We start from the raw sequence: 26,648 nt of genomic DNA, 5'->3' as shown, positions 1-26,648 counted from the left end.
AACGGCTACACCACTGGAACTAAACGCTCGTTCTCACTACTTTTATACGGCTGCTTCCATTCCTCTTTAGTGAACTCTTCGTGGTAAGACCGTTCCGTATTCACATTCCAGAGATCATGGTTTTCACCCAAAATGTTTCTCACCGCCAACATGCCTGTCAGCATCGAATGATCCTGATTGTTATAGCGGTGCATCCCGTTACGACCCACCGTTTGCAAATTCTCAAACGTTTCCAGATAGTCCTGAAGCACCTGTAAATGCTGGCGATACTCCCCGTCATAAACCGGGTATGCCTTGGGTTGCCGAATCACCACCCCGTCTTCCACGTCGCCCTGCTCAACCCCCAGACCGAGGGCGATCGCCTCCCGACTTGCGAGTGCAATTAACTCCTTTTCAGACATTTCCCAAAGCGTATCCCCCTCACTGCAAAAGTACTCCATACCCAAACAGGTCTTGCTCAGGTCAGGCACCATTGCCGGACTCCAGTTCTTAAAGTTCTGAATCCGTCCCACTTTAAACTCTGGACTATGGATATAGATCCAATTGTCAGGAAACAAATGCTCGCGGTTGACCACCAACGACACAATTAAAAAATCCCGGTACTTTAGCTTTTGAGCAGCTTCCACCACATACTCAGGTGGTAACGGGTCAAGCCGCCGCAATAGCAACGTCACAGGCATGGTCGAGATAAAATCATCCCCCGCAATTCGCACCAGGCGATCGCCCTGGCGTACCAGAATATTCTTGATCCGGGTTCCTTCCCGCTCAATCCGAATCACATCCGTTTCCAGTTGTACCGGAGAACCTTTTTCCTCCACAATTTCCTGGCAGCGTTCCCACATCATTCCGGGACCCAGGATAGGGTAATCAAATTCCTTAATCAGGCTTTTGGCATTCTGGCTACCAAACACCGCATTGATCACCGCTCGCTTCAGTGACATTCCCTGAATTCGTTGGGCTGCCCAGTCAGCCTGAATTTTATTACAGGGAATTCCCCACACCTTTTCGGTATAGGTTTTAAAGAAAATCCGGTAAAGACGTGCGCCGAAGCGATCGGTGACCCACTCTTCAAAAGTCTCTAGATGCCGACCAGGAAACAATCTTGCTCTCAGTTTTGCTTTCAAATAACTCAGTAGGATCAGAAGACTCTGAATCACTCCCAGGTTTAGCAGGGTGTTAAATAATGACAGGGGATAGTTATAAAATTTGTTCTGGTAATAGATGCGCGATAGACGCGGCACCTTAATGAAGTGGTCTCCCAGAATTTCCTTCCATACCTTTTGAACTTCATCAATCTTGGTGAAAAATCGATGCCCACCAATATCAAAGCGATATCCTTTATAAGTTTCGGTGCGTGAAATTCCCCCTACCTTGTCAGATTTTTCTAGCACGATTGACTGGATGCCTTGCTGTGCAAGTTTATAAGCAGCCGTAAGTCCAGCAGGACCCGCACCCATAATTACAACCGGATAACGCTTCATGACGTAACTCCACAGGTAAATAACACCAGGAATGATCAAACTTGAGAAAGATTAGCTTGACTGGGTTTGTGAGATTGAAGGTGATAGCGAAAGGTCCCCACTGCAAAAGCCAGCCCACTGTAAAAGAAATACAACCAGTGCCAGAAAACAACCCGCAGGGCAAACCATACTCCACGTTTGTGGGCAAAAAAGCGGTACACCGGCCAGTTGAGGATGAGCAACGCCAACGCCAACCCGACTGCAACGTAAAGACTGGCAGACCACCAAACCCCGATCGCCAGCACCGCCAGCAACCCATAGATCAGCACCACACTGACCCGACTGGAAGTTTTTAAGTTAAGGTCGTTGATGAATTGGCGATCGCGCAAAATCAACTCTGTCCAGGGCAGTGCCCGGTAGAAGAACTCAGCCCTCAGCAGGGAACCCACCTGCCACCGCTTCAGATGTTTCACCTGCAACGTCTTACACAGGCGAATTTTGTACCCTGCCTTTCGCAAACGGTAGCCCAGCTCAATATCTTCCACAGATGGCTTTGTATAGGTTTCATCAAAACCATCCAGCTTCAAGAAAATGTCTCGCCGAATTGCCCCACAGGCTCCCCAAAAGGTAGACGCTTCTTCCTGCGCCATCTGGTGAGTGTAGTGATGAAATAAATTCTTGTATTGAGAAAGAAAGTTTTCCGCTCCGGGCGAATCATCGTAGGAACCAATTACAGCCACCAGTTCCGGGTCATTTTCAAACAGAGAAATCAACTGGCTGATTGCATCAGGGGCAACGGTGACATCCGCATCCACAAAAAACAAAATATCGCCCCTGGCATTTTTTGCACCTAAATTTCTGGCGTGGGCGGGTCCCCTGGCAACCTCATTTTTCAGCACGGTCACCCCAAGGTCATGGGCAAACCGCCAGGAACCATCGCTATCCCCATCCGCAACCACGACTATCTCAACAATTGAGAGGAGATGCCGCAAACTCAACAGGCATTTTTGAAAACTTTCGCCACCGTTATGTACCGGAATCACAACCGACACAGATAACTTGGGATTAGGCTGAATTTCTAAAACTCCATCAGTCATGACAGAACCATTCACTCCTCGGTGCCCCTGAAAACGTAAGTAAAACAAGCATCCCAACCCTTGGTCTGAAAAGGCTTAACATCGGTTGCCTACCTAACACCCATCAGGTTGACTCGCAAAAATCTATGTCAATTTGATCTGAGTCTGAGCAGATGAACTCTTGCTGAGTAACGGTCATAAGCGCCCTGTTATGGACAGTTTCATAGAGGGTTGGTATTAGATGAGTGAACCTGATTTTCATCTTTTGGCTTTAGACCTCAGGCTGGAATGCAAACTCACTTGTGCTCAAAATCAGAAACCGAAACTGTATTGGAAAAACTCTTGCGTTTACTGTCTACCAAAATTAGCTGAGTAACATTGCTGATAACTACTAGAGAAAAACCTTAATCACCAATCCGTAATTTTTCGACAAAATTATCCAGTCTTCATCATCGCTTTATTTAACTTGAAGGTCGGATAAAGAAATATGAAATTTATTTAAAGTTACCCATCAAAACACCTCTATCCCCTTTAAATTCCATCAAATTTTCAGGCGATTTTCTCAAACCTATTCCTCTATCTCCAGATAGATATAGTAGTTTCTATGTCAGGATTTTATAGCCCCGTAAATGAGGAAATTAATAACAGGTCAACCCCTTAGAATGCTTACGGCAAGGGCATTGTGAATATCATTTCAAAAAGCAACCCGTTGTATATATTTTTACAAAGCTCACCTGGATTTCTATACGAGCTGGAATAAATTGATAAAAATGAATGCTATGGATGCTGATATATAGCATTCATTTTTTTGCTTCTTCCCTAAGAAGGATTAATAGGACTTTGAAAGTGTTATTTGGAGATTTCTGAGAAAGATAGGAATCTTATAGCACTGATTTAAGGACCAAACCTATACCAGCGATCGCTAGACTCTTCAAGATTTCAGGAATCTAATGCTTAACCCGAAAATCCTTGCCCAACTGCTACACCCTTACAGAATTTGACGGTTTGAACAACACAACATTGGTTAGAAGAAGTGAAATTCAACTAACCAGAAGGGCTGATGTGAAAGACTAATCTGACACCTGCCTGGCGTAAGGAGATTTCCACCAAACAAAGTACCCCACCGCCTACGGCACCTCCCGCGCTTCGCGCCGCTGACGCTAGAGCCAAGGGGAGGCTGGGAGGGGTTTTAACGAGGTAAAAATATTCCTGGAGATCACCTAAGGGATGTGCCCCAAAATAAAGTACCCGCTAGACAAGCTGCTCCACGATGGATTCCCGCCTGCACGGGAATGATGTTGGGACTTTACTAATTTGCGAGTCCCTAAGTACATTCTTTACGGCGTTGCTGATTTTGGGTATGAATTGAGAGTTGTATGAATGGAACGAAGTTTCAATTCATACTGCTATTCAGCACCACTTACCTTACCGAGGTTTCCGTGATTACCAGGCTCGTTTCCTCCCGGCGTGAATTTTTGGTTTCTCTAGCGGCGATCGCCCTTGGCATTAAAGCCTGTCAGCCCCAGACACAAACTCCTCAAACGTCATCCAGTCCAGCCGCTGGGTCTCCGGTATCCCTGTATGGGGCAGGCGCGACCTTTCCTTCCTTTCTTTACCTGCGCTGGTTTAGTCAATTTAATCAGCAGCATCCGAATGTACAGATCAGCTATCAGCCAGTCGGAAGCGCCGCTGGAATTCAGCAGTTCCTAACGAATACGTTGGACTTTGGAGCCAGTGAGGTGACACCGACCGACGAAGAGATGGCTAAGGTCAGCCAGGGGGTTGTGCTGATACCTACAGCCGCAGGTAGCGTTGCTGTTGTTTACAACCTGCCTGAAGTTAAAAGTGGGCTGAAACTTTCTCGCGAAGTGCTGCCAGAGATTTTTCTGGGCAGGATTAGCCAATGGAACGACCCCAAAATTGCAGACCTGAATCCGGGAATCAATCTTCCAAACGAAAAAATCATTTTGATTCATCGCTCTGATGGCAGTGGTACAACCGCCGCGTTTACATCCTACCTGAGTGCAGCCAGTCCAGAGTGGAAGGAAAAAGTGGGGGCAGGATTGAATGTTGCCTGGGCTGCTGGGGTGGGGATTAAAGACAATTCTGGAATTGCTGCCCAAATTCAACAGGCAGAAGGCACGATTGGTTATGTGGAGTATGCCTTTGCTAAACAGTTAGGGTTGGCGATCGCAACCCTTCAAAATAAAGCAGGGCAATACGTCCCCCTAACCGATGACACCGTCTCGAAAGGGTTAGCCTCCATTACCCTATCCGATGACCTGCGAGGCTCCATTGTCGATCCAGAGGATGCCGATGCCTACCCCATCATCACCTATAGTTGGATACTGGCATATAAACGCTACAGCGATCCACAGAAAGCTAAAGCTCTCAAAGAAGTGCTTCGGTGGGGTTTGACCGAAGGGCAGAAACTTGGTCCTGATCTGGGCTATGTACCGATTCCGGCTGATATTGCCCAGCGATCGCTGGCTGCATTAGATCAAATTGAGGGGTAGTGGGACAGCCTGGGAACGAGATGGATAGACGATGGGAACATGCGGTCACTTTTATATTTCCGCTTACTCCATTGCGATTGATCTCTAACTCTCAACTCAAAACTCTCAACTCAAAACTCCCACCACCCTTTACTCTTGCCTACCCCCCCCTACTCCCTACTCCCCATTAATGATAGATTGATGCACTAAGACAGCATTTGTATCATATTTGGCTGTTTGTGCTGTTTGGGAGGAGTTTTTTATGACCCAAGACCAGCCACCGTCTCCAGACTTACCGGATCAAGCACCAGAGGGAGTGTCAGAACCCCCCTCTGAAATTTCTGAGCCACTACCGGAACCCACTGAACCATTACTGGAACTCTCTGGGCCATTCTCAGAACCAGTCGAGGATCCCTCAGAACCCTTTGAGACCCCGCTAGAACCCTCTGAGACGCTATCAGAGATCTCTGAGCCATTTTCAGACGTAGTTGAGGACCACTCAGCCTCATCTGAGACTCTGTTGGAAACCTCTGAGGCATTACCACAAACCATTGAGGCATCTTCAGACCTAGCCGAGACACTATCAGAGCCATTATTATTAGAGCCATTACTATCAGAGGTAACACCGTCAGAATCCGCACTTTCAGAGGAAATACTCTCAGAGGCAGTACTGGCAGAGGAAACACTGGCAGAACCATTGGATGACTTTACTCCTTCTGAGACAGCCCAGACGGCTGAAGTGTCGCCGCCGTCTTCTGAGGTGCCCCAAGTTGTTGAACAGCCTATTTCTCAGACACTTCAAGCGTATTGGGAGCGGGCGCGTCCGGTTATCAAAACTCAAACCATCCGGGTTTTGCAGGTAACGATTCAAGGGCTGGAGAGTGCTGTTTCAAGGCTGGAAGCGGAACCCAGACAAGAACTCCCTTCGCCATCTGACCCATTGGCGGCTCCTGGATTAGCCGCTTCCGAATCGAAGACTTCTGGATCAGTAGCGTCTGATGGGTCAGTAGCGTCTGAATCAATGGCTTCTGACAAATCTGGTTCTTCGTTTTCGGTCGATAAGTGGTGGCAGAAGGTGCGTCCTGCCTGGGAGCAGTTTCAGGTCTGGTGGGCAAAGTTGTTGACCTGGGTACGATCGCGCCTGCCAGCGGACTGGAGTGAGAATCTGTCCGACCGGGCACTGTCAGGGGCGATCGCCGGTCTCCTGGTCGTTCTTCTGTGGATAACCTCTGGGGTGTTTTCTACCAAGCCCAAACCCACCCCCGTGGCGATCGCCCCTTCTCCCAAAGTGACGGCTCCAGCCCCCAAACCACCGACTTCTCCCCAGGTCAAAGGGCGCGAACCTGCCAAGCCCACACTCTCAAAACCGGCTGAAGAGAAACCTGTGGCTCAAAAACCCGCTGTTCGAGTCAGTCCTTCTCTCATTCCTAAGCCATCTCCACCACCACCTCCGCTGAAACTCACGCCTGAGCAGACGCTAATTGCCCGCATTCAAGACCAGGTAGCCGAGATTAGCAACCAGTACCTGAACGGACTGATTCAATCCGTGCAGGCAAACTTCCGCAGCAGCCAGTTAACTGTAAAAGTTGGGACTGGCTGGTACGGGTTAAGCCAGCTTCAGCAGAACAAACTGGCTAACGAAATGCTGGGACGTGCCAAAGAACTTGACTTTAGCAAGCTAGAAATTACAGATCCCGAAGGCGCGTTGCTGGCACGTAGCCCAGTCGTTGGACCGGAGATGATTATTTTAAAGCGTCAGACTGAGAGCCAGGAAGCGGCTTACAGCAGTTCTTAGATGAGTAAACCACAACAGCGCGTGGATGGGGGGATGGGGGGATGGAGGACGGCTGCTAATCTCCCCTTACCGCTGCTCCATAAGCCTTGACCTGGAGGTCAACTCCTGTAATGGCAGTGCCTACAACCACCGCATATGCCCCCAGGTTGATTGCCTGTCGAGCCATTTCGGGTGAGTGAATGCCTCCCTCACAAATGGCGGGAACTTTGAGTTGCTGAACTATCTGGGTCAGGAGATTAAAACCAGGGGGAGAAAACTGCCGGGTTTCAGCGGTGTAACCGTAGAGGGTCGTGCCAACCAAATCAGCTCCCGCGTTAGCAGCGGCGATCGCTGCCTCGATCGTGTCCACATCTGCCATTACCAGCTTTCCCAGTTCCCCATGAATTTGCTGGATTAGCGAAGACAGGGTTTCCCCACCCGGACGCTCCCGCAGAGTGGCATCAACCGCAATGATATCCGCTCCTGCCTGGGCGATCGCGGCAGCATGGTGAAACTGGGGGGTGATGTAAACCTCAGACCCCGGAATTTGCTGTTTCCATAAGCCAATCATGGGAGCAGCGACTTGCTGCCTCACGACCGTCACATGGGCAGGCGTATCGATTCGGACTCCCACCGCACCCTGGTTGACGGATGCCTGTGCCATAGCAGCAATCACCGCCGGTTGATGCATGGGCGAGTCCACTGGAGCCTGACAGGAAACAATTAATCCACCCTGCAACGCATGGATGGGTGCTAGAGAAATTTCAGTCAAATGTCTTTTTCCCTCATAAGAACAGTAACCGTTCCGGCATCGCCGATTCTGGGGATGGAAAAGGGTCTGGCTGCTTGAACCTTCGTTCCCATTCATACCCAAAATCAGCAACGCCCCAGGCGATCGGCTGCACCAGCAAATCAGCAATGATATAGAAAAGATTCATCACTGAATAGAAACTGAACCACTATGCACTTTCAGTGCATAGGTTCCCAAGGGGCTGAAAGCCCCATCCCTTGGCTTCGTTGTCAACGCAACGGGCGATGAGAGTTAAGTCTGTTAGATCGTAAAGCATGACTCGTTTGGTCGAGAAGTGTGTAGCAGCTAAAGCCTCCCACTAAAGTGGGTAGTTTTGACTAGCGTGCTGGGACAATAAACTACCGATTTAGGTTTAGGCGATCGCTTCTTAAAATTATCCTGGGATCATAGAGCATTTAGGCAACTTAACGGTAAAGCTTGTCCCTTTTTCCTCAGCACTTTCAATTTCAATTGTTCCTTGATGCGCCTCAATAATATTTTTTGCTAAAAATAGTCCCAATCCCCATCCCGTTTGCTCTTCAGCGGAAATGGTTCGACGAAATTGCTGAAATAGGATAGATTGTGCTTCGGAATCGATCGGATTACCTTCATTGTGAATAGTCAGCTCGATTTGCGTTGCAGTTTGCTGAAGTGTGAGTGTGATTGGTGTATCAGAAGCACCATACTTCACGGCATTTGTGGCTAGATTTTCAATCACCCGTCGAATTTGTTTACGGCTGCAATTGCTTTTGATAGCTGAATCAGCAACCAGAACAAAACGCTCTCCGTAAGTGAAGCTTAAATCTTCCACGACTTCTTGAAGCAACTGATCTAAATAACATTCTTCCAATTCAAGCTTTAACCTCTGCCCTGACCGTATTCGACTAGCATCGAGCAAGTTTTGAATCATTGAATTCATTCGATCGATCGCGTTGATCATTCTTGCCGCCACATCAATGTGGGCATCTCCTCGCTCCAACCGACGAAGAATTAGTTGAGTCCCCATCTTGACCACATTAATTGGATTCTTAAGGTCGTGGGTTAAGGTCACCATAAACATCTCTTGAATATCTTGTAGGGTCTCGAAAAATTGAGTCGCCGCATCATTGACAGCTTGCTCGATCGAATCAATGATGATGTCTCGTTCTCTCACGCCTAAAGGGGCTTCTTCCTCTAAAACCTGAAAGATCACCTGACGAAGGATGTGATACTCAAAGATCAGTTGAGTCATCGAGTAGTCAGCATAGCCTGCCCGTTCATGTCCATGCAGCTTGCCAATGCGAGTGTTTTCTACGTGAGTAGCTGCGATTTGGGCAGGTGTACTTTCAATCTGAGTTGAGAGGGCATCAACCAGTTGGTCTAAGAACAGTGGTAAGGAATTTTGCAAGACAAGAGAATCTTGATGCAGGGATGCACTCACTTCATTCCGTGCCCGCACCTCCCACAGTTGCATGATCTTGTCTATATTTCGCTTAAGACGGGCTGAAGCTGAGTTGGACACCATTTGTTTAGAAGTTGGGGATGGAGCATGAAAATAACACACAATTCAAGATGTTAATCCATCAAAGTTCAATCACAAAATGACCCGTGCGAAATAAACCCATGAATTCGGACAGGCTTACAGCCATTTCCCCTTTCATCCCCCATCCCCCCGTCCTTTTACTTTACTGATCTAAAAATCGCTGGCGCTGGATTGGGTTTGGCTGGGAATCAGAATTAAGGACCAATAGGGAACTTCACTGGGATCAACCTCAGTAATCGAAATCACCCGTTGATTGGGTTGAGTGGCTCGTTCAATGTAGAGGGCACGATCCAGCAAACCTAATTCATCTAGAACGGCGTAGGTTTTGGCAAAGTGTCTACCCAATTTGATAATCACCGCCGCATCCGCTACAGCGAGGCGATCGCGCAGGGTGTCCGCATCCAGAGTCGCGGGCATAATGCTCAAGACATCATTGCGGAGCGTAATCGGTGCGCCCAGCATTGCCGCACTCGCCATTGTGGAAGAAATTCCCGGCACCACCTCGGTCAAAAACCGTCCCGCCAATCGCTGAAACAAATAGATAAAGGTGCCATACAGCATTGGCTCTCCCTCACACAGTACCGCCACATCCTGTCCAGCCTTTAAGTGTGCGGCAATCTTTTCTGCGGCAATGTCGTAATAGGGTTGAGCCGATCGCTCAACTTTAAACGGAAACAGCATCGGTATCTCAATCTGATCAGGGCGAATGAACTCCGCCACGATCGCCCGTGCCAGCGCTTTGCCATTTTCCCCTGCCGGATAGGCAATTACTGGAACCGAGGTCAAAATTCGGTGTGCCTTTAGCGTTAGCAATTCTGGATCACCGGGACCAATGCCTAATCCATACAGCCGACCGGCTTGAGGGGAAAGTTGTGATTCAGTCATGCCTATCCTTAAGTATTACTACAACTCACTCTCCCTGGCTAACGCATTCACGGCAGCGGCGGCGATCGCACTGCCACCCCGCCGCCCCTGTAGCGTCAGGAAAGGCACACCGAAACCGTTGGCGGTAAGCGCTGCTTTGGACTCTGCGGCTCCGACAAACCCGACCGGAAAACCCAGGATCAGGGCTGGTTTTGGCGCTCCCTCATCCAGCAGTTCCAGCAGATGAAATAAAGCAGTGGGGGCATTGCCGATCGCAACCACCGCTCCTTTCAATTGAGGAGTCCACAGTTCTAACGCAGCCGCCGATCGCGTATTGTTGATCCGCTGTGCAATCTCTGGCACTTCAGGTTGATTGAGGGTACAAATAATCTCATTCTCGGCGGGTAATCGTTTGCGAGTAATCCCATTTGCCACCATTTGGACATCACAAAAAATGGGCGCACCTGCTTCCAGCGCATCTCGCCCTGCTTTCACAGCCCCCGGTGAAGCCGCTAAGTCCTGAACGATATCTGTCATCCCACAGGCATGAATTAACCGCACTGCAATAGGAGCTAAATCACCTGATAGACAACTCAAATCAGCTTCGGCACGAATGATGGAAAAAGATTTACGGTAGATGTCATCGCCATTGCGAAGATAGTCCATGTGGGAAGGGGAAGTTTTGAGTTGAGAGTTAAAAGTTTTGAGTTGAGAATTGAAAATTGAAAGTTTTTTGGGTCTCGGTCATTGGTCATGGGTAATAGACTCCATCACCTAACACCTAACACCTAGCACCTCCTACCCACCAAGCCGATGTAGCCTATCACAGCAGAGGAGGTAAGATTTAATTCTCAAATTTTTCTTAAGACATGAGCAGCAATTTTAAGCAAAAGTGGCTATCCATTGTGGGGATTGGAGAGGATGGGTTGGAGGGGGTCAGTCCAGTCGGGCGATCGCTGATCGCTCAAGCCACTGTTCTGGTAGGGGGAGAACGCCACTTTGCGATGTTGCCCTCCGACGACACGCGAGAAAAACTTCTCTGGACTTCCCCCATCGAAACCTCAGTGAATCAGGTTTTGCATCGTCGGGGGCAATCCGTCTGTGTCCTCGCCAGTGGCGATCCAATGTGCTATGGGATAGGGGTGACACTGACCCGGCACATTCCGATCGCAGAAATGACCATCCTTCCGGCGATCTCTGCTTTTAGCCTTGCCTGTGCCCGCCTGGGTTGGTCACTACCCGACGTAGAAACCCTCAGCCTCTGCGGTCGAGATCCGGCTCTCTTAAATGCCGTGCTTTATCCAGATGCCCGAATTTTGATCCTCAGTGCAGACAAATCAACTCCGGCAACCGTCGCCCAACGCCTGACTCAACAAGGCTACGGTGACAGTCAAATCCTTGTACTAGAACGCATGGGGGGTACCCACGAACGCATCATTGCAGGTATCGCGTCTGCCTGGATTGCCACCGACCTGGCAGACCTGAATACGATCGCGATTCACACACACCTCACAACCACCATCCCTGATACCCCGCCCTCCGCACCCCGCTACTTCTCTCCCCTCTGCCCCGGACTCCCCGACATCGCCTATCACCACGACGGACAATTAACCAAACGCGAAGTCCGGGCGGTCACGCTGTCTGTGCTTGCACCTTTACCGGGAGAGCTATTGTGGGATATCGGTGCAGGCTGTGGCTCGATCGCCATTGAGTGGATGCGGAGCGATCGCCGTTGTCGGGCGATCGCCGTTGAACACCATCCCGTTCGCCTGCAATACATTGCTGATAATGCAGTTACGTTGGGAACTCCCCATCTCAAAATCATTGCCGGAGAAGCTCCGATCGCTCTCAACGGGTTGCCAGAACCCCATGCCATTTTTATTGGCGGCGGATTAACGACCCCCGACCTGTTAGCCACCTGTTGGCGATCGCTGCGTCCAGGCGGTCGTCTGGTTGCCAATGCCGTTACGGTTGAAAGTGAGCAAATGTTATTCCAGGGGCAGCAGGAACTGGGAGGCGAACTAACCCGGATGGCAATTCAGCGAGTAGAACCCGTTGGCAAATTTCTGGGATGGAAGGCAATGGCTCCGGTAACGCAGTGGGTTGTGGTAAAAGGATAGTTTTTTGGGTGCTGACATAAAGCATGAATCGCCCACTCTGCGAGAAGCAAGACACATCCCCAATCCTTTCCTTAGAGAGAAGAGCGCTAGAACTCCTGTTCCCTCGCCCCTTGGGAGAGGGCTAGGGTGAGGGCAGACTTTGGGGATGCACAGAAGGTTTATGGATACTGCACTAGGGCGAGGGGTGACATTACCTCATACGAGTGTAAACTGCTATACCTTGAGTAACAAAACCGATGAATTGTAATAAATATTTACTTTAATTTACAAATCATGATAATCTCAGGAAGTAAAGGTTGAGTTTTATTTCTCTAGACCTGCGAATTATCAGTTTTGTTCAATTGCAAATTTCACAAGGATAGGATTGTTTCATGCCATTTACCATTGATTCAGCTCGTGGGATTTTCCCCGATACTTTAGCGGCTGATGTGGTGCCCGCTACGATCGCGCGCTTTATTCAATTGAATGCTGAAGACCAGTTAGCACTAATCTGGTTTGCTTACCTCGAAATGGGCAAGACAATCACGATTGCTGCTCCAGGAGCCGCTAACATGCAGTTTGCTGAGGCAACGATGGAGCAGATCCGGAAGATGCCTTTTAGAGAGCAATCGCAAGTCATGTGTGACTTGGCAAACCGTGCCGACACGCCAATTTGCCGGACCTATGCCACCTGGTCTGCCAATATTAAGCTAGGGTTCTGGTATCAACTCGGACAATGGATGGAAAAAGGAATCGTTGCGCCCATCCCCGAAGGATATCGCCTCTCTGCTAATGCAGCGGCAGTGTTACAAGCCATCAGACAACTAGATCCGGGTCAACAAATCACCGTTTTGCGAAATGCTGTGGTTGATATGGGGTTTGATACGGGCAAGTTGGGGAGCTATCAAAGAGTTGCTGAACCTGTTGTAGTGCCTAAAGAGATTTCGCAACGGACTCAGGTCACGATTGCAGGAGTCGATAATCCGACGGTTTTGAGCTATATGAATAATATGAACGCGAATGACTTCGATTCGTTGATTGAGTTATTTGCTCCTGACGGTGCTTTGCAACCTCCTTTCCAAAAGCCGATTGTCGGAAAAGAAGCGGTTCTGCGGTTTTTCAGAGAAGATTGTCAAAATCTGAAGTTGCTGCCAGAACAGGGCATGGTTGAACCTGCCGATGATGGTTATACCCAGATAAAAGTGACTGGGAAAGTGCAAACTCCCTGGTTCGGTGCGGGTGTAGGGATGAATATGGCTTGGAGATTTCTGCTCAATCCTGACAATAAGATTTACTTTGTCGCGATCGATTTGCTGGCTTCTCCTAAGGAATTGTTGAATTTCGTTCGTTAGGTCAAACCAAATGTAGCTTGCTTGCATAACGCACTTTACATTTAGCATTGAGCGCTCTTCCTAAGGGCGCTTTTTCGTTGGCTTTTTCCATGCCACAGAACAGGATTTCCATCCTTAATGTAAAAACAGGGTCAGGCTATAGAATTATGAGACAAAGCTTATTATAATTTTACAAAGAGCGTTTTTGCTCAAGACAATCAAATCTATAAACACTAACTTTGATGATGCAAGTGAGTAACATTGAGTGGTCTAAAACGGAAAAGAAAATTGCTCAAACTGCTTTCGATAAAGCTTACGAACGAGAAATCAGCGCTTTGATAGACGAAGTTCGTAAGCAAGCAAGTACTGTTTCCGTTGTTGATGATCTATGGAGTTTGCATGACTTCCTAAGTGCTAGAAGACACGACATTGATGGCAAGTATGAATATACCTATTCAGCCCTGATGTTTGTCTTTGCAAGGTTGATTAAAGAGGGTTGGCTACAGCTTGAAGAACTGAATGGGTTGGATTCAGATAAACTCACCAAAGTAGCGGCTCTGACCCGCATGTGAGGAGGTTCTGTGTTAATTGTCATTAGGAGCAGAGTTTACGACTCAGCCATAAAAGGGCACTGTCTGCATCCATCACCCACTCGCCTGCTGGCATTGGTGGACGTTGGATCATCACAATTGGGATGTTTAACTCGCGGGCGGCAATCACCTTAGTGTAGGTAGCATTGCCACCACTGTTTTTACTGACGATCGCCCCAATCTCATACTGCTGCAACTGCGATCGCTCTGCCTCCAGTGAAAAGGGTCCCCGTTCTAACAACACCTTTCCAGGTGGTATGGGAGAACCGGGTAAAGGGGGTTCGATCATTCGCATCAGAAACCAGAGATGATTGTCGCTTTTTGCTGATAAGGGCTTAGCTCTTGCAGCTAAAGACGTTACCTTCAGGTGGGCAAAAGCAGAGAGTTCTTGCCGACCGACGGTGAGAAAGATCCGCTGGGCAAGTTCTGGTAACACTGCTGCTGCTGCTTCATGGCTGTCTACTTCGATCCAGCGATCTCCCTCTCTTTTATCCCAGGCTGGACGAATCAGCATTAAGTGAGGAATACCGGCGGCAGTAGCGGCAGCGGCGGCATTGCCGGAAATTTGAGCTGCAAAGGGATGGGTGGCATCAATCAAGGCATCAATCTGCTGGTGCTGTAAATAGTCGGTCAGTCCTGCGACTCCGCCAAACCCACCGATGCGGACGTTTTCTGAGCGCCCTTTCGAGGGCTGTACAGGCTGACGAGTTCGACCCGCTAAGGAAGTAATGACTTCTACACCTGGTATTTCAGTCGCTTTAGCCGCCAGTTTTGTAGCATCCCCTGTTCCACCCAGGATCAACACTCGTTTCTGGTTAGCCATCTCGCTTTACAACATCGCGTTTGCCTAACCAGAGTCTAACTAAAATTTGACATTCCTAAATTCTGACATTGCTGAATGTAGGTATGATTTAACCCACCCTGCGGGAAGCAAGCGACATCCCCAACCCTTCTCCTTAGGGAGAAGGAAGCTAGAAATCTTGTTCCCTCGCCCTTTGGGACAGGGCTAGGGTGAGGGCAGGCTTTCCGGTTCATATCTCGATTCAGCAACGCCTAAATTATTGGGGTTTATATAATCTTGGGTTTGGTGCTACCAGCACTCACAAGCGGAAATCCAGTGGTGCTGAATAGCAGAATGAATTGGAACGAAGTTTCAATTCATACAACTCGATTCATACCCAAAATCAGCAACGCCGAAATCTGGACACCTGACCAACTGCGCCCTCCGAACTCCACCCGGACTGAACAGCCTGGAGAACAAGCGATGCCCCACTTACGCTCCAGTCTGCTAGAGGTCTAGAATTAGGCTAAATGAAACGAAAAATAGCTATGAATTCATCAGAGCGGTTCCGAGGATGCTTGTTAGGGCTTGCTGCCGGAGATGCGATCGGCACAACGGTTGAGTTTAGATCCCGTGGTTCATTTACACCTGTGAAAGACATGGTTGGGGGAGGTCCATTTGCACTCAAGCCAGGTCAATGGACAGACGATACCTCAATGGCGTTGTGTCTGGCGACCAGTCTGATTCAAGCTGGCGGGTTTGATGCCGCCGATCAGATGAATCGTTACTGCAACTGGTATGAGTCCGGTTATTTAAGCAGTACGGGGCAATGTTTTGATATTGGTAACACCGTCAGTCAGGCGTTGCATCAATACAAAGTATCGGGCAATCCATTCAGTGGCTCTACGAATCCAAGATCGGCTGGCAATGGCTGTCTGATGAGGCTTGCACCTGTGGCAATGTTTTACTTTCCCGATCGCGATCGCGTTTTACACTTTTCTGGGGAAAGTTCTCGCACTACTCATGGTGCAGCAGAATGTATTGATGCAAGTCGTCTATTGGGGGATATCCTGTTTCGGACACTATCGGGAGCCAGCAAAACGGAGATCCTGTTTGAGAATCAGCCAGCAGTAATCGAATCGCCATCCATTCACGCGATCGCGAAGGGCGAGTATCGCAGTAAACCGATGCAAGATGTTTGTGGTTCGGGATATGTGGTAGAGAGTCTGGAAGCCGCCCTCTGGTGTTTCTGGACTACAGAAACCTATGAACAGGCAATTCTAGCCGCGACCAACCTGGGGGATGATGCCGACACCACAGCCGCTATTTGTGGTCAGGTTGCCGGCGCATATTATGGCGAATCAGCGATGCCGAGCCATTGGCTGAGCCAACTGACCATGCGCAACGAGATTACTGACCTTGCCGATCAACTGTATGCCGCTACCCGATGACAAATTTGCTGCACCGGAACGATCCTGAGCCAACGGACTTACCCGGGTGGTTGCATTGGGTTGACAGTTGCCCCAGTACAAACACTTGGGCACTGACCCACGCTGAGTCCTTGCAGCATGGAGCGGTTGTTTTTACCCGCCGTCAAACCGCAGGACGAGGACAGCAGGGGCGCATCTGGCATTCCCCAGCCGGAGTGTTGACGGCAAGTTTTATCCTGGATTTTCCAATCACTCAATTATCAGGACTGTCGCTGGTCGTTGGTTTGGCTGTGATTTATGCCATTGAAGATTTACTCCCTGAGCAGCAGGGAAGATTACGTTTGAAGTGGCCCAATGATGTGTTAGTCGAAGGGCGCAAAGTAGCCGGAATCCTGTGTGAAGTGACTGCTGGGTGTAACTCTGGACATACGCGGGTCGTTGTCGGGATTGGAATCAATCGCTGTGTTGACTTTGTTCAGGCTGGGTTAACCCCAGAACAGGTCGGTCACGCCATCAGTCTGGATCAAATCTCCAGGGTCGTGCCAGAAGAGTTCGCCTTATTAGAGCGATCGCGCCATTATCTGGGACAGGTCAGGGACATCATTACTCACAAGTCCCATTCACCCCAATTTCCTGGGATTGTCCCCCTATTTCCCGAACTGCACCAGCGCGATGGATTACGCGATCGCTTCCTTACCCTGGAACTCAATGGATCAGCGGTTTCCGGACAAGCGATGGGGCTGGATGACCAGGGACAGTTACTATTGCGATCGTCCGATGGCACCATTCGACCCTTCCCCTCCGGCAGAGTCATCCACTTCTAATCCCTTCCCCCTCTTACTCCCCTCCTCCCCTCTTACAACCAACAACCAACAACCAACAACCAACAACTACTCCCCCCATGCCCCGTTCCGGTTACACTCTTCCCGTCTTCGCTGTCGCCGCCGCTAAAGCTGCCTTGTTGCATCTGCAAAGCAATACCCTTGAACCTGTGCAAGTAGTTAGCCTGGATTTACTACCAGGTGAAGCCACCATTCCAATTCAACAGGTCGCTCGTCTGGAGGTCGATAGTGCATTGGCAATTACAACCAGTGACCCTGGCGATAATTTAGACCTGACGCGCAACACACCTATCTGGGCATGGGTCAGGCGGCAACCCCGGCAAACAGAACCGCTGTTGCTGGAAGCAGGAGAAGGCATTGGCATAACCACGTCGGGCAAGCCAGCCATTTATCGCTACGCCCGCCATTTATTTGAAGCAAATATGCTGCCGTTGATTCCCTCGGATCAAATGGTCACGGTGTCCATTGTCATGCCAGAAGGGCGGCAACTGGCGCAACGCACCTCTAACGAAGCCTTTGGGGTGTTGGCAGGACTTTCACTGTTGGGAACCAGCGCTATCTCAAAACCGCTCTCCGCTGAAGAACATCTGGAGGATCTTCGGCAGCTTCTCCAAACTAAAGTGCAAACCCAATCCCATTTAGTTTTTTGCATTGGTAGCCACGGGATGCAAATTGCTCAAAATCTGGGGATACCAGAAACCGCTATTGTGCAGACGGGTAACTGGGTGGGGGCATTGCTAATCGAGGCGGGCTTACGGGGTGCCAAATCCGTATTGTTACTGGGCTACCAGGGGAAATTGGTGAAGCTGGCTGGGGGCATTTTCAATACATCCAGTCATCTGGCAGATGCCCGGTTAGAAGTTATCAGTGCAGCGGTTGTTAGAGCAGGAGGTAATTTACCTGCGGTGGAGTCTGTGTTGGCAGCTAAGACAGCCGATGCAGCCTACAAAACCTTAGTTGAATTGCAATTGGCAGATGCAGTGTTTTCGGCATTAGCAACGACGATTTCCCAGAAGGCACAGGCGTATGTGCAGAAGTATGGGGATGTAACTCTCACTATCGGTACGGTTTTGTTTGATCGCCAGGGCCAAATTATTGGGCAGGATGCGATCGCCACTCAATGGATAGCACAGAATGTTAGAGGCTGATAGCGGCTAAAAAACATTGATTCCTGTTAACAGTGCGATCGCCAATCTCCCGTAGGATGGGTAGACGCAGAAAACCCATCGCTCTGCCCATCCTACGCTGGTTTGGGTATAGTCTTTATCGGAAATCTCCTTAGCAGAGAAGCCACTGGAGCAACCAGAGTTGCAGCACAACTTTCATCACAACTAACTGTTAAGAGAAACCCGACTCAAATCATACAAAAACCTGGATACCGTTTGGCATCCAGGCTATCTAACTAAAAGCCTATCCGAAAACTATCTAGGCTCAATCTTAAGCTTTAGCAATTAAGGCTTTTCGGACAGGCTTTAAGGAGAGTCTTAATCAACCGAAAGCTATTTCACGATCCCAAGTAATTCAGTGGTTGCGGCTGCATTGGATAGGGAAGGTGCCGCAGAGACCTGGGTGAACAAATGCACAGGCTGTTGAGCCACTGTCGAAACTGCCGTGCGGGCATGACTTGCCACCTGGACGATTTTGGCATCGTAGGTCTGAGTCAACAATTTGGGATACAAACCGAAACCAATCACGGGCAGCAGTAAACAGGCGGTGATAAACACTTCGCGGGGTTTGGCATCCAGAAGCACCAGACCCTTCAGTTCGGCGTTCTCCTTGCCGTAGAACATTTCACGCAACATTGAGAGCAGGTAAATCGGGGTCAAAATCAGACCCACAGCCGAAAGCAGAACAACGACCGTCTTGAATACTGAGGTGTAGGAATCGCTGGTGGCAAATCCGATAAATACCGCCAGTTCACCTACAAATCCGCTCATCCCAGGCAGCGCCAGAGATGCCATTGAGCCAATCGTAAACAGAGCAAATACAGTTGGCATGGCTTTGCCTAAGCCGCCCATCTTGTCCAGCATCAGGGTGTGGGTGCGATCGTAGGTCACACCAGCCAGGTAGAAAAGTGCTGCCGCAATCAGTCCATGAGACACCATTTGCAGAACGGCACCGCTCAATCCTATCTCTGTGTAGGAAGCAATCCCCAGTAGGACAAATCCCATATGGGAGATAGAAGAGTAAGCCATCCGCCGCTTCAGATTGCGTTGAGCAAAGGAAACAATCGCTCCGTAGACAATATTAACGACTCCCAGAATTGCCAGGGCAGGTGCGAAGTAGAAGTGGGCATCGGTCAGCATCTCCACATTCATGCGGATAATGGCATAACCGCCCATTTTCAACAGCACCCCAGCTAGAATCATCGACACGGGAGCCGAAGCCTCACCGTGGGCATCGGGTAACCAGGTATGGAGTGGGAAGATGGGAAGCTTCACTCCATAAGCAATAATTAGCGCGGCATAGACCAGTAGTTCAAACGTGAGCGAGTAGTCCTTCATGGCTAACTCACGCATGTCAAAGGTTACGTTGCCACCGTAGAATGCCATGGCTAAAGCAGCAACCAGGATGAAGATAGACCCGATCGCCGTATACAAAATAAACTTGGTTGCCGCGTAAAGCCGCTTTTGTCCGCCCCAAATGGAGATCAGAATGTAAACTGGCACCAACTCTAATTCCCACATCAGGAAGAAGAGGAGAATATCCTGAGCGCAGAACACCCCAATCTGGGCGCTATACATTGCCAACATCAAGAAATAGAAGAGACGGGGCTTTTCCTTCACCTGCCAGGCAGCCAGCATGGAAAGAGTAGTGACCAGACTTGCCAGCAGCACCAGTGGCATTGAAATACCATCCACTGCCAGAGTCCAATTCAACCCTAGTTGGGGAACCCAGCTATATGTTTCAACCAGTTGAAAGTCAGGATTCTGGAAATCGTAGTTCTGCCAGAATGCGTAAACAATCAACGCAAAATCAATAAAGCCAACTGCCAGAGAGTACCAGCGAACCGTCTTACCGTACTTATTGGGAAGTACTGGAATGAGGAGAGAGGCTACCAGAGGCAGCAAGGTAATTGTCGTTAACCAAGGAAAGTGACTACTCATCTGACAACACAAGATCCGTGGGAGTTAGGGTATCGGGTCTGACAAAGGTTGATCGCACAACCCATGCTTAATCCGCAAAGAAGCCTGCCTATCCCAAGTGTTGGACTGGAAATGAACCAGACGCGCTTGCAATTTAACGAGCAAAAGGGAAAGTTAATTGGCATTGCCAGGACGTTGCGAGGCGCTAACCATTGACTAATCCCACAGAGGTTTCCTTGCCAGACTAAGCGAACGTTTTTGAGGTAAGTCGTCTGTGAATAATTACCTACTGGACTATGCTACCCCACTTTATTAAGAAAATTTAAGCTTCCTATTGTTGCTATGACACTTTTTGAATAAATATCTCTAAAAATTGAGAAAAAGAAAAATTTAGAAAAATCTAAAAGCCTTTTCACGCATGGATGTTACCCATTACTGGGGACATTTCTGGGTGTCTACCAGAAGTGACACTTTTTGTCCTTTTGTTTCAAAACCTTGAGAAATACGCCACTTTTGAATGACGATACGAGGTTGGCTAACCCTTGCGTCAGGATTTTTCAGCCATGCCAAAGTTCCAGGACATCCTCACCTGGCAAAAAGCAGAAAAGCTCATGCAGCCTTCCTTCATCCGTTTAATTGACAATATTCGCAAGCAGCTTGATGAGCAGACTAGTTGGAAAGGCACTTATATCGACACGCCCATCTGGTCAGATGATGTCAGCGAAGAAACGAGGTTTAAGGTCAACCAACTTCAAGCTGAACTGGAAACGGCATCCCCGGACCGTGCGGATGAGATTGAGCAAATACTGGCTGGGCTACCTTCCCCTTTCCCCAGTTATCAGCTTTGTCTGGAGCATGGGGAAGAGCGAATCACCGTTGACCTGTGGGACTTGTGTTACCAAATTTGTTTTCACAACTATGACTCCGCCAGCGGCACTTCCCACATTTCTCCTACCGCAGAGATCGATGGGGTTGAAGTGGATGCCACTCTGTTGGATGCCACTGGAGAGGTGGACTGGAATCGACTGGATGAGAAAACCCAAAGGATTGTAGAGCAGGTGTTTGCTGATTTACCCGATAGAGTCTGAAGACACACCAGAGATTGCGATCGCCCTGGCTAACCTGTGGGACGTATCGATAGAAGGCTGCTCACATCATCCATTCCTCTCGCTTTAAGACTGCCTTGGAATGGCAACCTTGAAGGCTGAGCCTGGGGAACCAGGCACATAAAGGAGAATTAAGACAAATAAATAGGTTGAATATAGTCTGTTACCTTCAGAGAGGCTGATCGCAACCTTCTGCCGATCCATTCCCTACCATGATCAATAATGATGCGGTTGATCAATTTTTAAACGCTATTCAACGTTAGAAACCTATCCTTTCTACAGGCATCAAGAGCTAATATGACTGGGAATTTGCAGAATATTCAAATACAAGCGGGCGCAGTTTTTGAGGCTGATCAGGCAGTGCCTTGCAGTTTTGGCAACGACGCAGAAGCGGTTCAGGCGGCGAAACAGGGCGTTGTGGTGGGCGATCGCTCCCACTGGGGGCGGATTCAGCTTACGGATGCGGATCGTCTTACCTTTCTGCACAACCAGACCACCAACGACTTCAATCGCCTCAAGCCAGGGGAGGGTTGCGATACTCTATTTGTCACGTCCACTGCCCGCACCCTTGATCTGGCGACCGTTTATGTGCTGGATGATGAAATTCTGGTCATCGTCTCGCCCAATCGGCGGCAACCAATGATGACCTGGCTAGACCGCTACATTTTCTTTGGTGACAAAGTCAAATTGGCAGATCTGACCGACCAGACGGCGCTCTTTAGCTTAATCGGTCCTGCCAGTGACGCTTTTTTAGCCCAGTTCAATGGGTCAGACTTAGCCGGTCAACCCTACGCCAGCCATCGTCTGGTTAGTATTGCTGGACAGTCAGCCCGGATTGCGGTAGGCAGCGGGTTAGCCCTGCCCGGTTATACCCTCATCGTGCCAGTGGAAGGGGCAGCAACGGTCTGGCAGGCATTGGTAGAAGCAGGAGCCGTCCCAATGGGCGATCTCGTCTGGGAACAACTTCGGATTGAGCAAGGACGACCGGCACCAGATCGGGAACTAACCGAAGACTACAACGCCGTTGAAGCCTGTCTCTGGCAGGCAATCTCAATTAACAAAGGCTGCTACATTGGGCAGGAGACGATCGCCCGCCTCGACACCTATAAAGGGGTGAAGCAACAGATCTGGGGTATTCGGTTGCAGTCCCCTCCCCCTCCTGGCAGTGTAATTACTGTCGGTGAAGAGAAGGTCGGCATCCTCACCAGTCTGACCCAGACCGAACAGGGACCCTTTGGATTGGGCTACGTCCGCACCAAGGCAGGCGGTACAGGGCTGAAGGTTCAAATTGGCGACAGTGTCGGAGAACTGGTTGAAGTCCCCTTTTTGCAGCGTGATCGGGAGTCGAAGGAGGAGTAAATAAGAGTTGAGAGTTGAAAGTTGAGAGTTGAAAGTTAGGCATTAAATTTGGGGTAAAGCATTGCCTGAACGGGTTGTCCCCCGATCAAATGACCCTGAATTAGAGCTGAAACTTCATCCGGGCGCACCCGGTGATACCAGATATCTTCAGGTAGAACTCTGATCATTGGTCCATTGCCGCACTGTCCCATACAGCTTGATTTCAGAATGGTATAGCCGGAAATTTGGGTTGCCTGGAATGCAGCGAATACCGCCGCCGCTCCTTGCTTTAAGCAAGTTCGGTTCTGACAAACCAGGACATATCTGGCATGTTCAGGTAATTGAGTCGAAGCCTGGGCAGCAAGTGGCATGGATGGGTCTTGATGTAAAGGCAGAGTCCGTGCAGGGTGAACCCTGAATAGCAGGCTGAACCCTGAATAGTTGTTGTACATGACTGCTCCACATCTTCATCATAAGATCCCAAAGATCAGAAATCTATTCCCTAATCCCCACGCCCTAAGGATCCTGGATTTAATAACCCCGCAAACTGTACGGGCGGGTTTAGCAGTCCAATTTGCCTGGTGCGATGGATTTGACGGTAAAACCCACCCCTACCCAATTCCGAACTTATTTAATTCTCATTCCTAACTCTCCCCTCAAAACTCAAAACTTTCAACTCAAAACTCAAAACTTTCAACTCAAACTCTCCCCCGCCCCTACTATCACCATCAAATTTGGCTTTTTTTGCATTGAAGAGTAGGATATGTCAACGATGCACTTGGTTTGAGGAGCGATTACGGCAGTGCCGTTGTCTTTGGGCATATGACTAGAGATCGGGGAATTCCTAAACGTCAACCGGGTAAGCCTCCAAGCCAGGGAGGGGATCCACAATGGGCTAACCAGTCCTCATCTCGCTATCGACCTTTACCGCCCAATCAAGCATCTGCACCGCGATCGCCCCACCCTCCATCTCCCGAAAATTCTGCGGTTCCTCCAGAAGCAGAGCTTTACCGTGCTCCTCGTCGTCAGAAGCCTGCACCAGCCTCTCAAACCAGATCTCGTCCTGCTGCCCGATCGGTGCCCTCTCATCAGGTCATGCCTGATCAGTCAAGTTCACGGTCTGCCCCAGGATCACCTCGACCGGAGCCAGATCGTTCCCGGTGGCAGCGCTGGCTGTATAGCTGGAAGCTATGGCTGGCGGTTACTATTGTCCTTTGTACAGGATCGGGAGCCGTGGCATTGCTACTGCTATTGCAGCTTCCTGGGTTACCGAATTGTCCGGCAATTTTTTGGCCCCTCGCTTCTGCTTCACTGCGGTTTGAATGTGCCCGGTTGGCAGCCAGTAAGCAAACGACGAAGGACTATTTAGAGGCGATCGCCCTGATTGACTCCCTGCCGCCTGACCACCCCATGCGGGAAGAAGCGAACCGGCTAGTAGAGGAGTGGTCACAGGATGTACTGAGATTAGCAGAAGAGGATTTTAACGCTGGCAGGCTGGAAGCTGCGATCGCTTCTGCCCGTCGCATTCCTAGTCAGGTGACTGCCCACAAGCTGATTGAGGGGCGGATTAAGCAGTGGCAATTAGTCTGGGCTGAGGCAGAGGAGATTTACAAGAAATCTGAAGAGTTCCTGCGTCAACAAAACTTTCAGCAGGCGTTTACAAATGCCGTTCGGTTGCTGGAGGTTGAAAATCGGTATTGGCGAACGACTAAATTTGACGAATTGAGCCGCCGCATTACGGTCACACGAGAGGATGGTAGAAAGCTGGGGAGAGCACGCCGCTTGGCAGACAACGGAGGGCTGAAAAACCTGCTGGAGGCGATTAAGTTAGCGGAGTCTATTCGCCCCGAAAGTTATCTCTATGAGGCGGCTCAGAAAGCCATCCCGACCTTTGGACGCAAAATGATACAGATGGCACAGGCAGCCCTTGACCGCCAGGATTTGAAAGAAGCGCTGAATATTCTGGATAAAATTCCCGCAAAAGCCAATTTGAAAGATGAGGTGAGGGATTTTACGATTCTCGCAAATGCCCAATCGCAGGTCTGGCAAAATACTGTCCCTGCCGTGGAGGAGGCGATATCCCAGGCGCAACGAATTGGGTCCAACAGCCCTATTTACGGTAAAGCACAACAACTGATTACCCGCTGGCAGTTAGAAATCGAAGCGATCGCCCAGCTAGACAAAGCCCGATTCGTTGCCCAGGCAGGTTCAGTCGAGGCACTGAATGCTGGAATTACAGAAGCGAACCTGGTTGGACGCACCAACCCCCGTTGGGATGAAGCGCAACAGCAGATCCGCCGCTGGAGAACACAAATTGAGACGATTCAAGACCGTCCCGTTTTGGAGCAGGCAGACCAGCTTGCCAGTAGTGACGACATCCTTTCTCTGCAAGCGGCGATCGCCCAGGCAGAACAAATTGGTCAAGGACGTGCCCTGTCTAAGGAAGCTCGCAGCAAAGTTCAAAAATGGACTGCCCAGGTACAACGGATTCAGGATGAGCCAATTTTGCTTCAAGCACGGGATTATGCCAATGCAGGCGATCTCAAGGGGGCAGTCAATCTGGCGCAGCAAATTCGATCGGGACGTTCATTACACGGTGAGGCACAGGCAGATATTCGCCGATGGCGCGATCAGTTAGACGAAGAAGCGGCTAAAGCACAGGCAATGGTAGCCATGCAAGAAGCTCGTCAGTTAGCCAACTCAGGTTCCCCCAGCGCCCTAGCCAGTGCCATTCAAGCCGCTGAACGGCTGACTTCCTCAAGCACCTTACAGGGCGAAGCCACCCTCGCCTTGAATGAGTGGAGCCAGCAACTTTTGCAAGTGGCAAAGTCCCAGGCAAGCTACGACATGCCAGGAGCGATCGCGATCGCCCAAAAGATTCCATCCCGTGCTGCTGCCTATTCAGAAGCCCAACAGTTGATTGAAACATGGAAGCGAACCTTAGGACTCTAGCCCCACTCTTACCTGGCTTGGCGGTGTTGGGGGTACCCATCACCACCCTATCGCCTATTCTTAAAACCCCGCCTGCTAGCGCCCACCCCAGTTTTTCCTTCCAGCAGCTATCCCCCCTACCCCTGACTCCTGACCCTATCCCCCCTACCCCACTCCCCTCCCTAACCACCAACCGCCAACCACTAACAACGCTTCCCCCTCCATTGATGTCCAAGACCGTCTGGCAGCAAGCCAAAAAGTCTGCTGTGCGGTGGCGAGGAAACTGGCTCCAAATTGATGCCACCCCTACCCAGGCAAGCCCCCTCACCCTATGGGCAACCTTTTATTATGTCCACCAGGCACAAAGCATTCCCAATGGGCAACCTCTTCTAGACCCAACCGGCAATTTCCTTGGTCCTAGCCTCTCCTACCGGGACTGGTGTTATGCCGCCTTGCAGGGCACTGTCATGGTCAGTGACCAGCGAGGGCAAGCCAGCACTTACAATTTTGCAGGGCGTGGTCCCAACCCCCAGGTGGACTGCTCAAGGTTCTTTTCCAGCCTGTCTGGAGATGTGATCGCCAAAGTTAATCGAGTCCGTTTTACCCTTGCGATCGCTCCCTACGGTTACGGCACCGATGGCTTTAATCTGGTTCCCTACCGCACAGTCGCCGTTGACCGCAGTCAAATCCCCCTTGGCTCAGTTCTTTACATCCCCCAGGCACGGGGAAAAACAGTCACCCTGCCCTCTGGTCAGCGGGTGGTTCATGATGGCTACTTTTTTGCTGCCGATGTGGGCAGCGCTATCAAGGGGAGCCATATCGATGTGTTTATTGGCATTGATAATCGCACTCCCTTTCCCTTCATCACCAGCCGTTCCAGCGGAACATTCCAGGCATTTCTGGTGCAGGATGCTGAAATTGCCCAGGCACTCTGGGCACTGCACAGAAGCCGCTGAACATTAAAGCCGTCCTCCTGCCCTCGTTCTCTATCCCCTAAGGAATGAGAATTAAATAAGTTCGGAATTGGGTAGGGGTGGGTTTTGTCGTCAAATCCATCACGCCAGACAAATTGGACTGCTAAACCCGCCCATACAGTTTACGGGGTTATTAAATCCAGGATTCTAAGGCGATTT

General features: G+C 49.8%; 23 protein-coding genes. 13 read left to right on the top strand and 10 right to left on the bottom strand.

Annotated elements, in window-relative coordinates:
* Nucleotides 1-5 precede the first annotated feature (5 nt).
* Both AC1S52_RS15850 and AC1S52_RS15845 read right to left on the bottom strand, forming a co-directional pair.
* Nucleotides 6-1,481, bottom strand: coding sequence for an NAD(P)/FAD-dependent oxidoreductase (locus AC1S52_RS15850; protein WP_482029997.1), 1,476 nt, complete (start codon nt 1,479-1,481; stop codon nt 6-8).
* 35 nt (nt 1,482-1,516) lie between these two features.
* The gene (locus AC1S52_RS15845) at nt 1,517-2,557 is read right to left on the bottom strand and encodes a glycosyltransferase family 2 protein (RefSeq protein ID WP_482029996.1); all 1,041 of its coding nucleotides are present in this window, start codon (nt 2,555-2,557) and stop codon (nt 1,517-1,519) included.
* 1,355 nt (nt 2,558-3,912) lie between these two features.
* Between AC1S52_RS15845 and pstS the strand changes: the two genes are divergently transcribed.
* Together pstS and AC1S52_RS15835 are read left to right on the top strand one after the other, a co-directional pair.
* Nucleotides 3,913-5,052 (top strand): phosphate ABC transporter substrate-binding protein PstS, encoded by a 1,140-nt coding sequence (pstS, locus tag AC1S52_RS15840; protein ID WP_482029995.1) that lies wholly within the window; start codon nt 3,913-3,915, stop codon nt 5,050-5,052.
* A 241-nt stretch (nt 5,053-5,293) separates the two neighbouring features.
* The gene (locus tag AC1S52_RS15835) at nt 5,294-6,826 is read left to right on the top strand and encodes a hypothetical protein (RefSeq protein WP_482029994.1); all 1,533 of its coding nucleotides are present in this window, start codon (nt 5,294-5,296) and stop codon (nt 6,824-6,826) included.
* Nucleotides 6,827-6,881: 55 nt separating this feature from the next.
* On the opposite strand, the gene AC1S52_RS15830 is transcribed toward AC1S52_RS15835, so the two are convergent.
* From AC1S52_RS15830 to AC1S52_RS15810, 5 genes are all read right to left on the bottom strand, one after another.
* Nucleotides 6,882-7,577, bottom strand: coding sequence for an N-acetylmannosamine-6-phosphate 2-epimerase (locus tag AC1S52_RS15830; RefSeq protein ID WP_482029993.1), 696 nt, complete (start codon nt 7,575-7,577; stop codon nt 6,882-6,884).
* A 13-nt stretch (nt 7,578-7,590) separates the two neighbouring features.
* Nucleotides 7,591-7,743, bottom strand: coding sequence for a hypothetical protein (locus AC1S52_RS15825; RefSeq protein WP_482029991.1), 153 nt, complete (start codon nt 7,741-7,743; stop codon nt 7,591-7,593).
* A gap of 246 nt (nt 7,744-7,989) precedes the next feature.
* Entirely contained in the window at nt 7,990-9,048 is a 1,059-nt protein-coding gene (locus AC1S52_RS15820) for a sensor histidine kinase (RefSeq protein ID WP_482029990.1), read from the bottom strand.
* Between the two features lie 219 nt (nt 9,049-9,267).
* Nucleotides 9,268-10,002, bottom strand: coding sequence for a precorrin-2 C(20)-methyltransferase (gene cobI, locus AC1S52_RS15815; RefSeq protein WP_482029988.1), 735 nt, complete (start codon nt 10,000-10,002; stop codon nt 9,268-9,270).
* Nucleotides 10,003-10,020: 18 nt separating this feature from the next.
* The gene (locus tag AC1S52_RS15810; protein WP_482029987.1) at nt 10,021-10,647 is read right to left on the bottom strand and encodes a precorrin-8X methylmutase; all 627 of its coding nucleotides are present in this window, start codon (nt 10,645-10,647) and stop codon (nt 10,021-10,023) included.
* A 203-nt stretch (nt 10,648-10,850) separates the two neighbouring features.
* On the opposite strand from AC1S52_RS15810, the gene cbiE reads away from it, so the two are divergent.
* From cbiE to AC1S52_RS15795, 3 genes are all read left to right on the top strand, one after another.
* The gene (gene cbiE / locus AC1S52_RS15805) at nt 10,851-12,101 is read left to right on the top strand and encodes a precorrin-6y C5,15-methyltransferase (decarboxylating) subunit CbiE (RefSeq protein ID WP_482029986.1); all 1,251 of its coding nucleotides are present in this window, start codon (nt 10,851-10,853) and stop codon (nt 12,099-12,101) included.
* Between the two features lie 371 nt (nt 12,102-12,472).
* Complete coding sequence (locus AC1S52_RS15800) at nt 12,473-13,432, top strand: orange carotenoid-binding protein (RefSeq protein WP_482029985.1); 960 nt, start codon at nt 12,473-12,475, stop codon at nt 13,430-13,432.
* Nucleotides 13,433-13,656: 224 nt separating this feature from the next.
* The gene (locus AC1S52_RS15795) at nt 13,657-13,983 is read left to right on the top strand and encodes a hypothetical protein (RefSeq protein ID WP_482030029.1); all 327 of its coding nucleotides are present in this window, start codon (nt 13,657-13,659) and stop codon (nt 13,981-13,983) included.
* Between the two features lie 22 nt (nt 13,984-14,005).
* Here the strand turns inward: AC1S52_RS15795 and cobK are convergent, their stop codons facing one another.
* Complete coding sequence (gene cobK / locus AC1S52_RS15790; RefSeq protein WP_482029984.1) at nt 14,006-14,824, bottom strand: precorrin-6A reductase; 819 nt, start codon at nt 14,822-14,824, stop codon at nt 14,006-14,008.
* A 312-nt stretch (nt 14,825-15,136) separates the two neighbouring features.
* Here cobK and AC1S52_RS15785 point away from each other — a divergent pair, with 312 nt between their 5' ends.
* The 4 genes from AC1S52_RS15785 to cbiD all read left to right on the top strand — a co-directional run bounded on the left by AC1S52_RS15785 (nt 15,137) and on the right by cbiD (nt 18,202).
* Nucleotides 15,137-15,301, top strand: coding sequence for a hypothetical protein (locus AC1S52_RS15785; protein WP_482029983.1), 165 nt, complete (start codon nt 15,137-15,139; stop codon nt 15,299-15,301).
* A 29-nt stretch (nt 15,302-15,330) separates the two neighbouring features.
* Nucleotides 15,331-16,233 carry an ADP-ribosylglycohydrolase family protein gene (locus AC1S52_RS15780; RefSeq protein WP_482029982.1) on the top strand — a complete coding sequence of 301 codons (903 nt, stop codon included), beginning with the start codon at nt 15,331-15,333 and terminating at the stop codon, nt 16,231-16,233.
* On the top strand, nt 16,230-17,036 hold the full coding sequence (locus AC1S52_RS15775) for a biotin--[acetyl-CoA-carboxylase] ligase (protein WP_482029980.1): 807 nt from the start codon (nt 16,230-16,232) through the stop codon (nt 17,034-17,036). Before AC1S52_RS15780 ends, AC1S52_RS15775 begins: the two co-directional genes overlap by 4 nt.
* 77 nt (nt 17,037-17,113) lie before the next feature.
* The gene (cbiD, locus tag AC1S52_RS15770) at nt 17,114-18,202 is read left to right on the top strand and encodes a cobalt-precorrin-5B (C(1))-methyltransferase CbiD (RefSeq protein WP_482029979.1); all 1,089 of its coding nucleotides are present in this window, start codon (nt 17,114-17,116) and stop codon (nt 18,200-18,202) included.
* Between the two features lie 351 nt (nt 18,203-18,553).
* Here cbiD and AC1S52_RS15765 read toward each other — a convergent pair whose 3' ends face one another.
* On the bottom strand, nt 18,554-20,161 hold the full coding sequence (locus AC1S52_RS15765) for an NAD(P)H-quinone oxidoreductase subunit 4 (protein ID WP_482029978.1): 1,608 nt from the start codon (nt 20,159-20,161) through the stop codon (nt 18,554-18,556).
* A 542-nt stretch (nt 20,162-20,703) separates the two neighbouring features.
* Here AC1S52_RS15765 and AC1S52_RS15760 point away from each other — a divergent pair.
* A complete protein-coding gene (locus AC1S52_RS15760; protein WP_482029977.1) occupies nt 20,704-21,228 on the top strand; it encodes a hypothetical protein in 525 nt (174 codons plus the stop codon).
* Nucleotides 21,229-21,543: 315 nt separating this feature from the next.
* Nucleotides 21,544-22,605 carry a CAF17-like 4Fe-4S cluster assembly/insertion protein YgfZ gene (ygfZ, locus tag AC1S52_RS15755; RefSeq protein WP_482029976.1) on the top strand — a complete coding sequence of 354 codons (1,062 nt, stop codon included), beginning with the start codon at nt 21,544-21,546 and terminating at the stop codon, nt 22,603-22,605.
* A 35-nt stretch (nt 22,606-22,640) separates the two neighbouring features.
* Here the strand turns inward: ygfZ and AC1S52_RS15750 are convergent, their stop codons facing one another.
* Nucleotides 22,641-23,036: a (2Fe-2S) ferredoxin domain-containing protein gene (locus AC1S52_RS15750; protein ID WP_482029975.1), complete on the bottom strand. Its 396-nt coding sequence runs from the start codon at nt 23,034-23,036 to the stop codon at nt 22,641-22,643.
* Nucleotides 23,037-23,406: 370 nt separating this feature from the next.
* On the opposite strand from AC1S52_RS15750, the gene AC1S52_RS15745 reads away from it, so the two are divergent.
* Nucleotides 23,407-25,536, top strand: coding sequence for a hypothetical protein (locus AC1S52_RS15745; protein WP_482029974.1), 2,130 nt, complete (start codon nt 23,407-23,409; stop codon nt 25,534-25,536).
* On the top strand, nt 25,512-26,471 hold the full coding sequence (locus AC1S52_RS15740; RefSeq protein ID WP_482029973.1) for a 3D domain-containing protein: 960 nt from the start codon (nt 25,512-25,514) through the stop codon (nt 26,469-26,471). Before AC1S52_RS15745 ends, AC1S52_RS15740 begins: the two co-directional genes overlap by 25 nt.
* Nucleotides 26,472-26,648 lie beyond the last annotated feature (177 nt).

The organism is Kovacikia sp. CALU 1929 (assembly GCF_056784235.1).
Note: the sequence above shows the minus strand (reverse complement) of the source record. Positions and strands in the feature narration are given on the sequence as shown.

What these genes read in the sequence shown, in the direction of transcription:
- AC1S52_RS15745 (WP_482029974.1), top strand. Translation starts at nt 23,407, where the DNA reads ATGACTAGAGATCGGGGAATTCCTAAACGTCAACCGGGTAAGCCTCCA.
- AC1S52_RS15850 (WP_482029997.1), bottom strand. Translation starts at nt 1,481, where the DNA reads ATGAAGCGTTATCCGGTTGTAATTATGGGTGCGGGTCCTGCTGGACTT.
- cbiD (WP_482029979.1), top strand. Translation starts at nt 17,114, where the DNA reads ATGCCCCGTTCCGGTTACACTCTTCCCGTCTTCGCTGTCGCCGCCGCT.
- AC1S52_RS15780 (WP_482029982.1), top strand. Translation starts at nt 15,331, where the DNA reads ATGAATTCATCAGAGCGGTTCCGAGGATGCTTGTTAGGGCTTGCTGCC.
- AC1S52_RS15740 (WP_482029973.1), top strand. Translation starts at nt 25,512, where the DNA reads ATGGAAGCGAACCTTAGGACTCTAGCCCCACTCTTACCTGGCTTGGCG.
- AC1S52_RS15750 (WP_482029975.1), bottom strand. Translation starts at nt 23,036, where the DNA reads ATGTACAACAACTATTCAGGGTTCAGCCTGCTATTCAGGGTTCACCCT.
- AC1S52_RS15765 (WP_482029978.1), bottom strand. Translation starts at nt 20,161, where the DNA reads ATGAGTAGTCACTTTCCTTGGTTAACGACAATTACCTTGCTGCCTCTG.
- ygfZ (WP_482029976.1), top strand. Translation starts at nt 21,544, where the DNA reads ATGACTGGGAATTTGCAGAATATTCAAATACAAGCGGGCGCAGTTTTT.
- pstS (WP_482029995.1), top strand. Translation starts at nt 3,913, where the DNA reads ATGAATGGAACGAAGTTTCAATTCATACTGCTATTCAGCACCACTTAC.
- AC1S52_RS15845 (WP_482029996.1), bottom strand. Translation starts at nt 2,557, where the DNA reads ATGACTGATGGAGTTTTAGAAATTCAGCCTAATCCCAAGTTATCTGTG.
- AC1S52_RS15775 (WP_482029980.1), top strand. Translation starts at nt 16,230, where the DNA reads ATGACAAATTTGCTGCACCGGAACGATCCTGAGCCAACGGACTTACCC.
- cobK (WP_482029984.1), bottom strand. Translation starts at nt 14,824, where the DNA reads ATGGCTAACCAGAAACGAGTGTTGATCCTGGGTGGAACAGGGGATGCT.
- AC1S52_RS15825 (WP_482029991.1), bottom strand. Translation starts at nt 7,743, where the DNA reads ATGAATCTTTTCTATATCATTGCTGATTTGCTGGTGCAGCCGATCGCC.
- cobI (WP_482029988.1), bottom strand. Translation starts at nt 10,002, where the DNA reads ATGACTGAATCACAACTTTCCCCTCAAGCCGGTCGGCTGTATGGATTA.
- AC1S52_RS15835 (WP_482029994.1), top strand. Translation starts at nt 5,294, where the DNA reads ATGACCCAAGACCAGCCACCGTCTCCAGACTTACCGGATCAAGCACCA.
- cbiE (WP_482029986.1), top strand. Translation starts at nt 10,851, where the DNA reads ATGAGCAGCAATTTTAAGCAAAAGTGGCTATCCATTGTGGGGATTGGA.
- AC1S52_RS15760 (WP_482029977.1), top strand. Translation starts at nt 20,704, where the DNA reads ATGCCAAAGTTCCAGGACATCCTCACCTGGCAAAAAGCAGAAAAGCTC.
- AC1S52_RS15810 (WP_482029987.1), bottom strand. Translation starts at nt 10,647, where the DNA reads ATGGACTATCTTCGCAATGGCGATGACATCTACCGTAAATCTTTTTCC.
- AC1S52_RS15795 (WP_482030029.1), top strand. Translation starts at nt 13,657, where the DNA reads ATGCAAGTGAGTAACATTGAGTGGTCTAAAACGGAAAAGAAAATTGCT.
- AC1S52_RS15820 (WP_482029990.1), bottom strand. Translation starts at nt 9,048, where the DNA reads ATGCAACTGTGGGAGGTGCGGGCACGGAATGAAGTGAGTGCATCCCTG.
- AC1S52_RS15800 (WP_482029985.1), top strand. Translation starts at nt 12,473, where the DNA reads ATGCCATTTACCATTGATTCAGCTCGTGGGATTTTCCCCGATACTTTA.
- AC1S52_RS15785 (WP_482029983.1), top strand. Translation starts at nt 15,137, where the DNA reads ATGAATTGGAACGAAGTTTCAATTCATACAACTCGATTCATACCCAAA.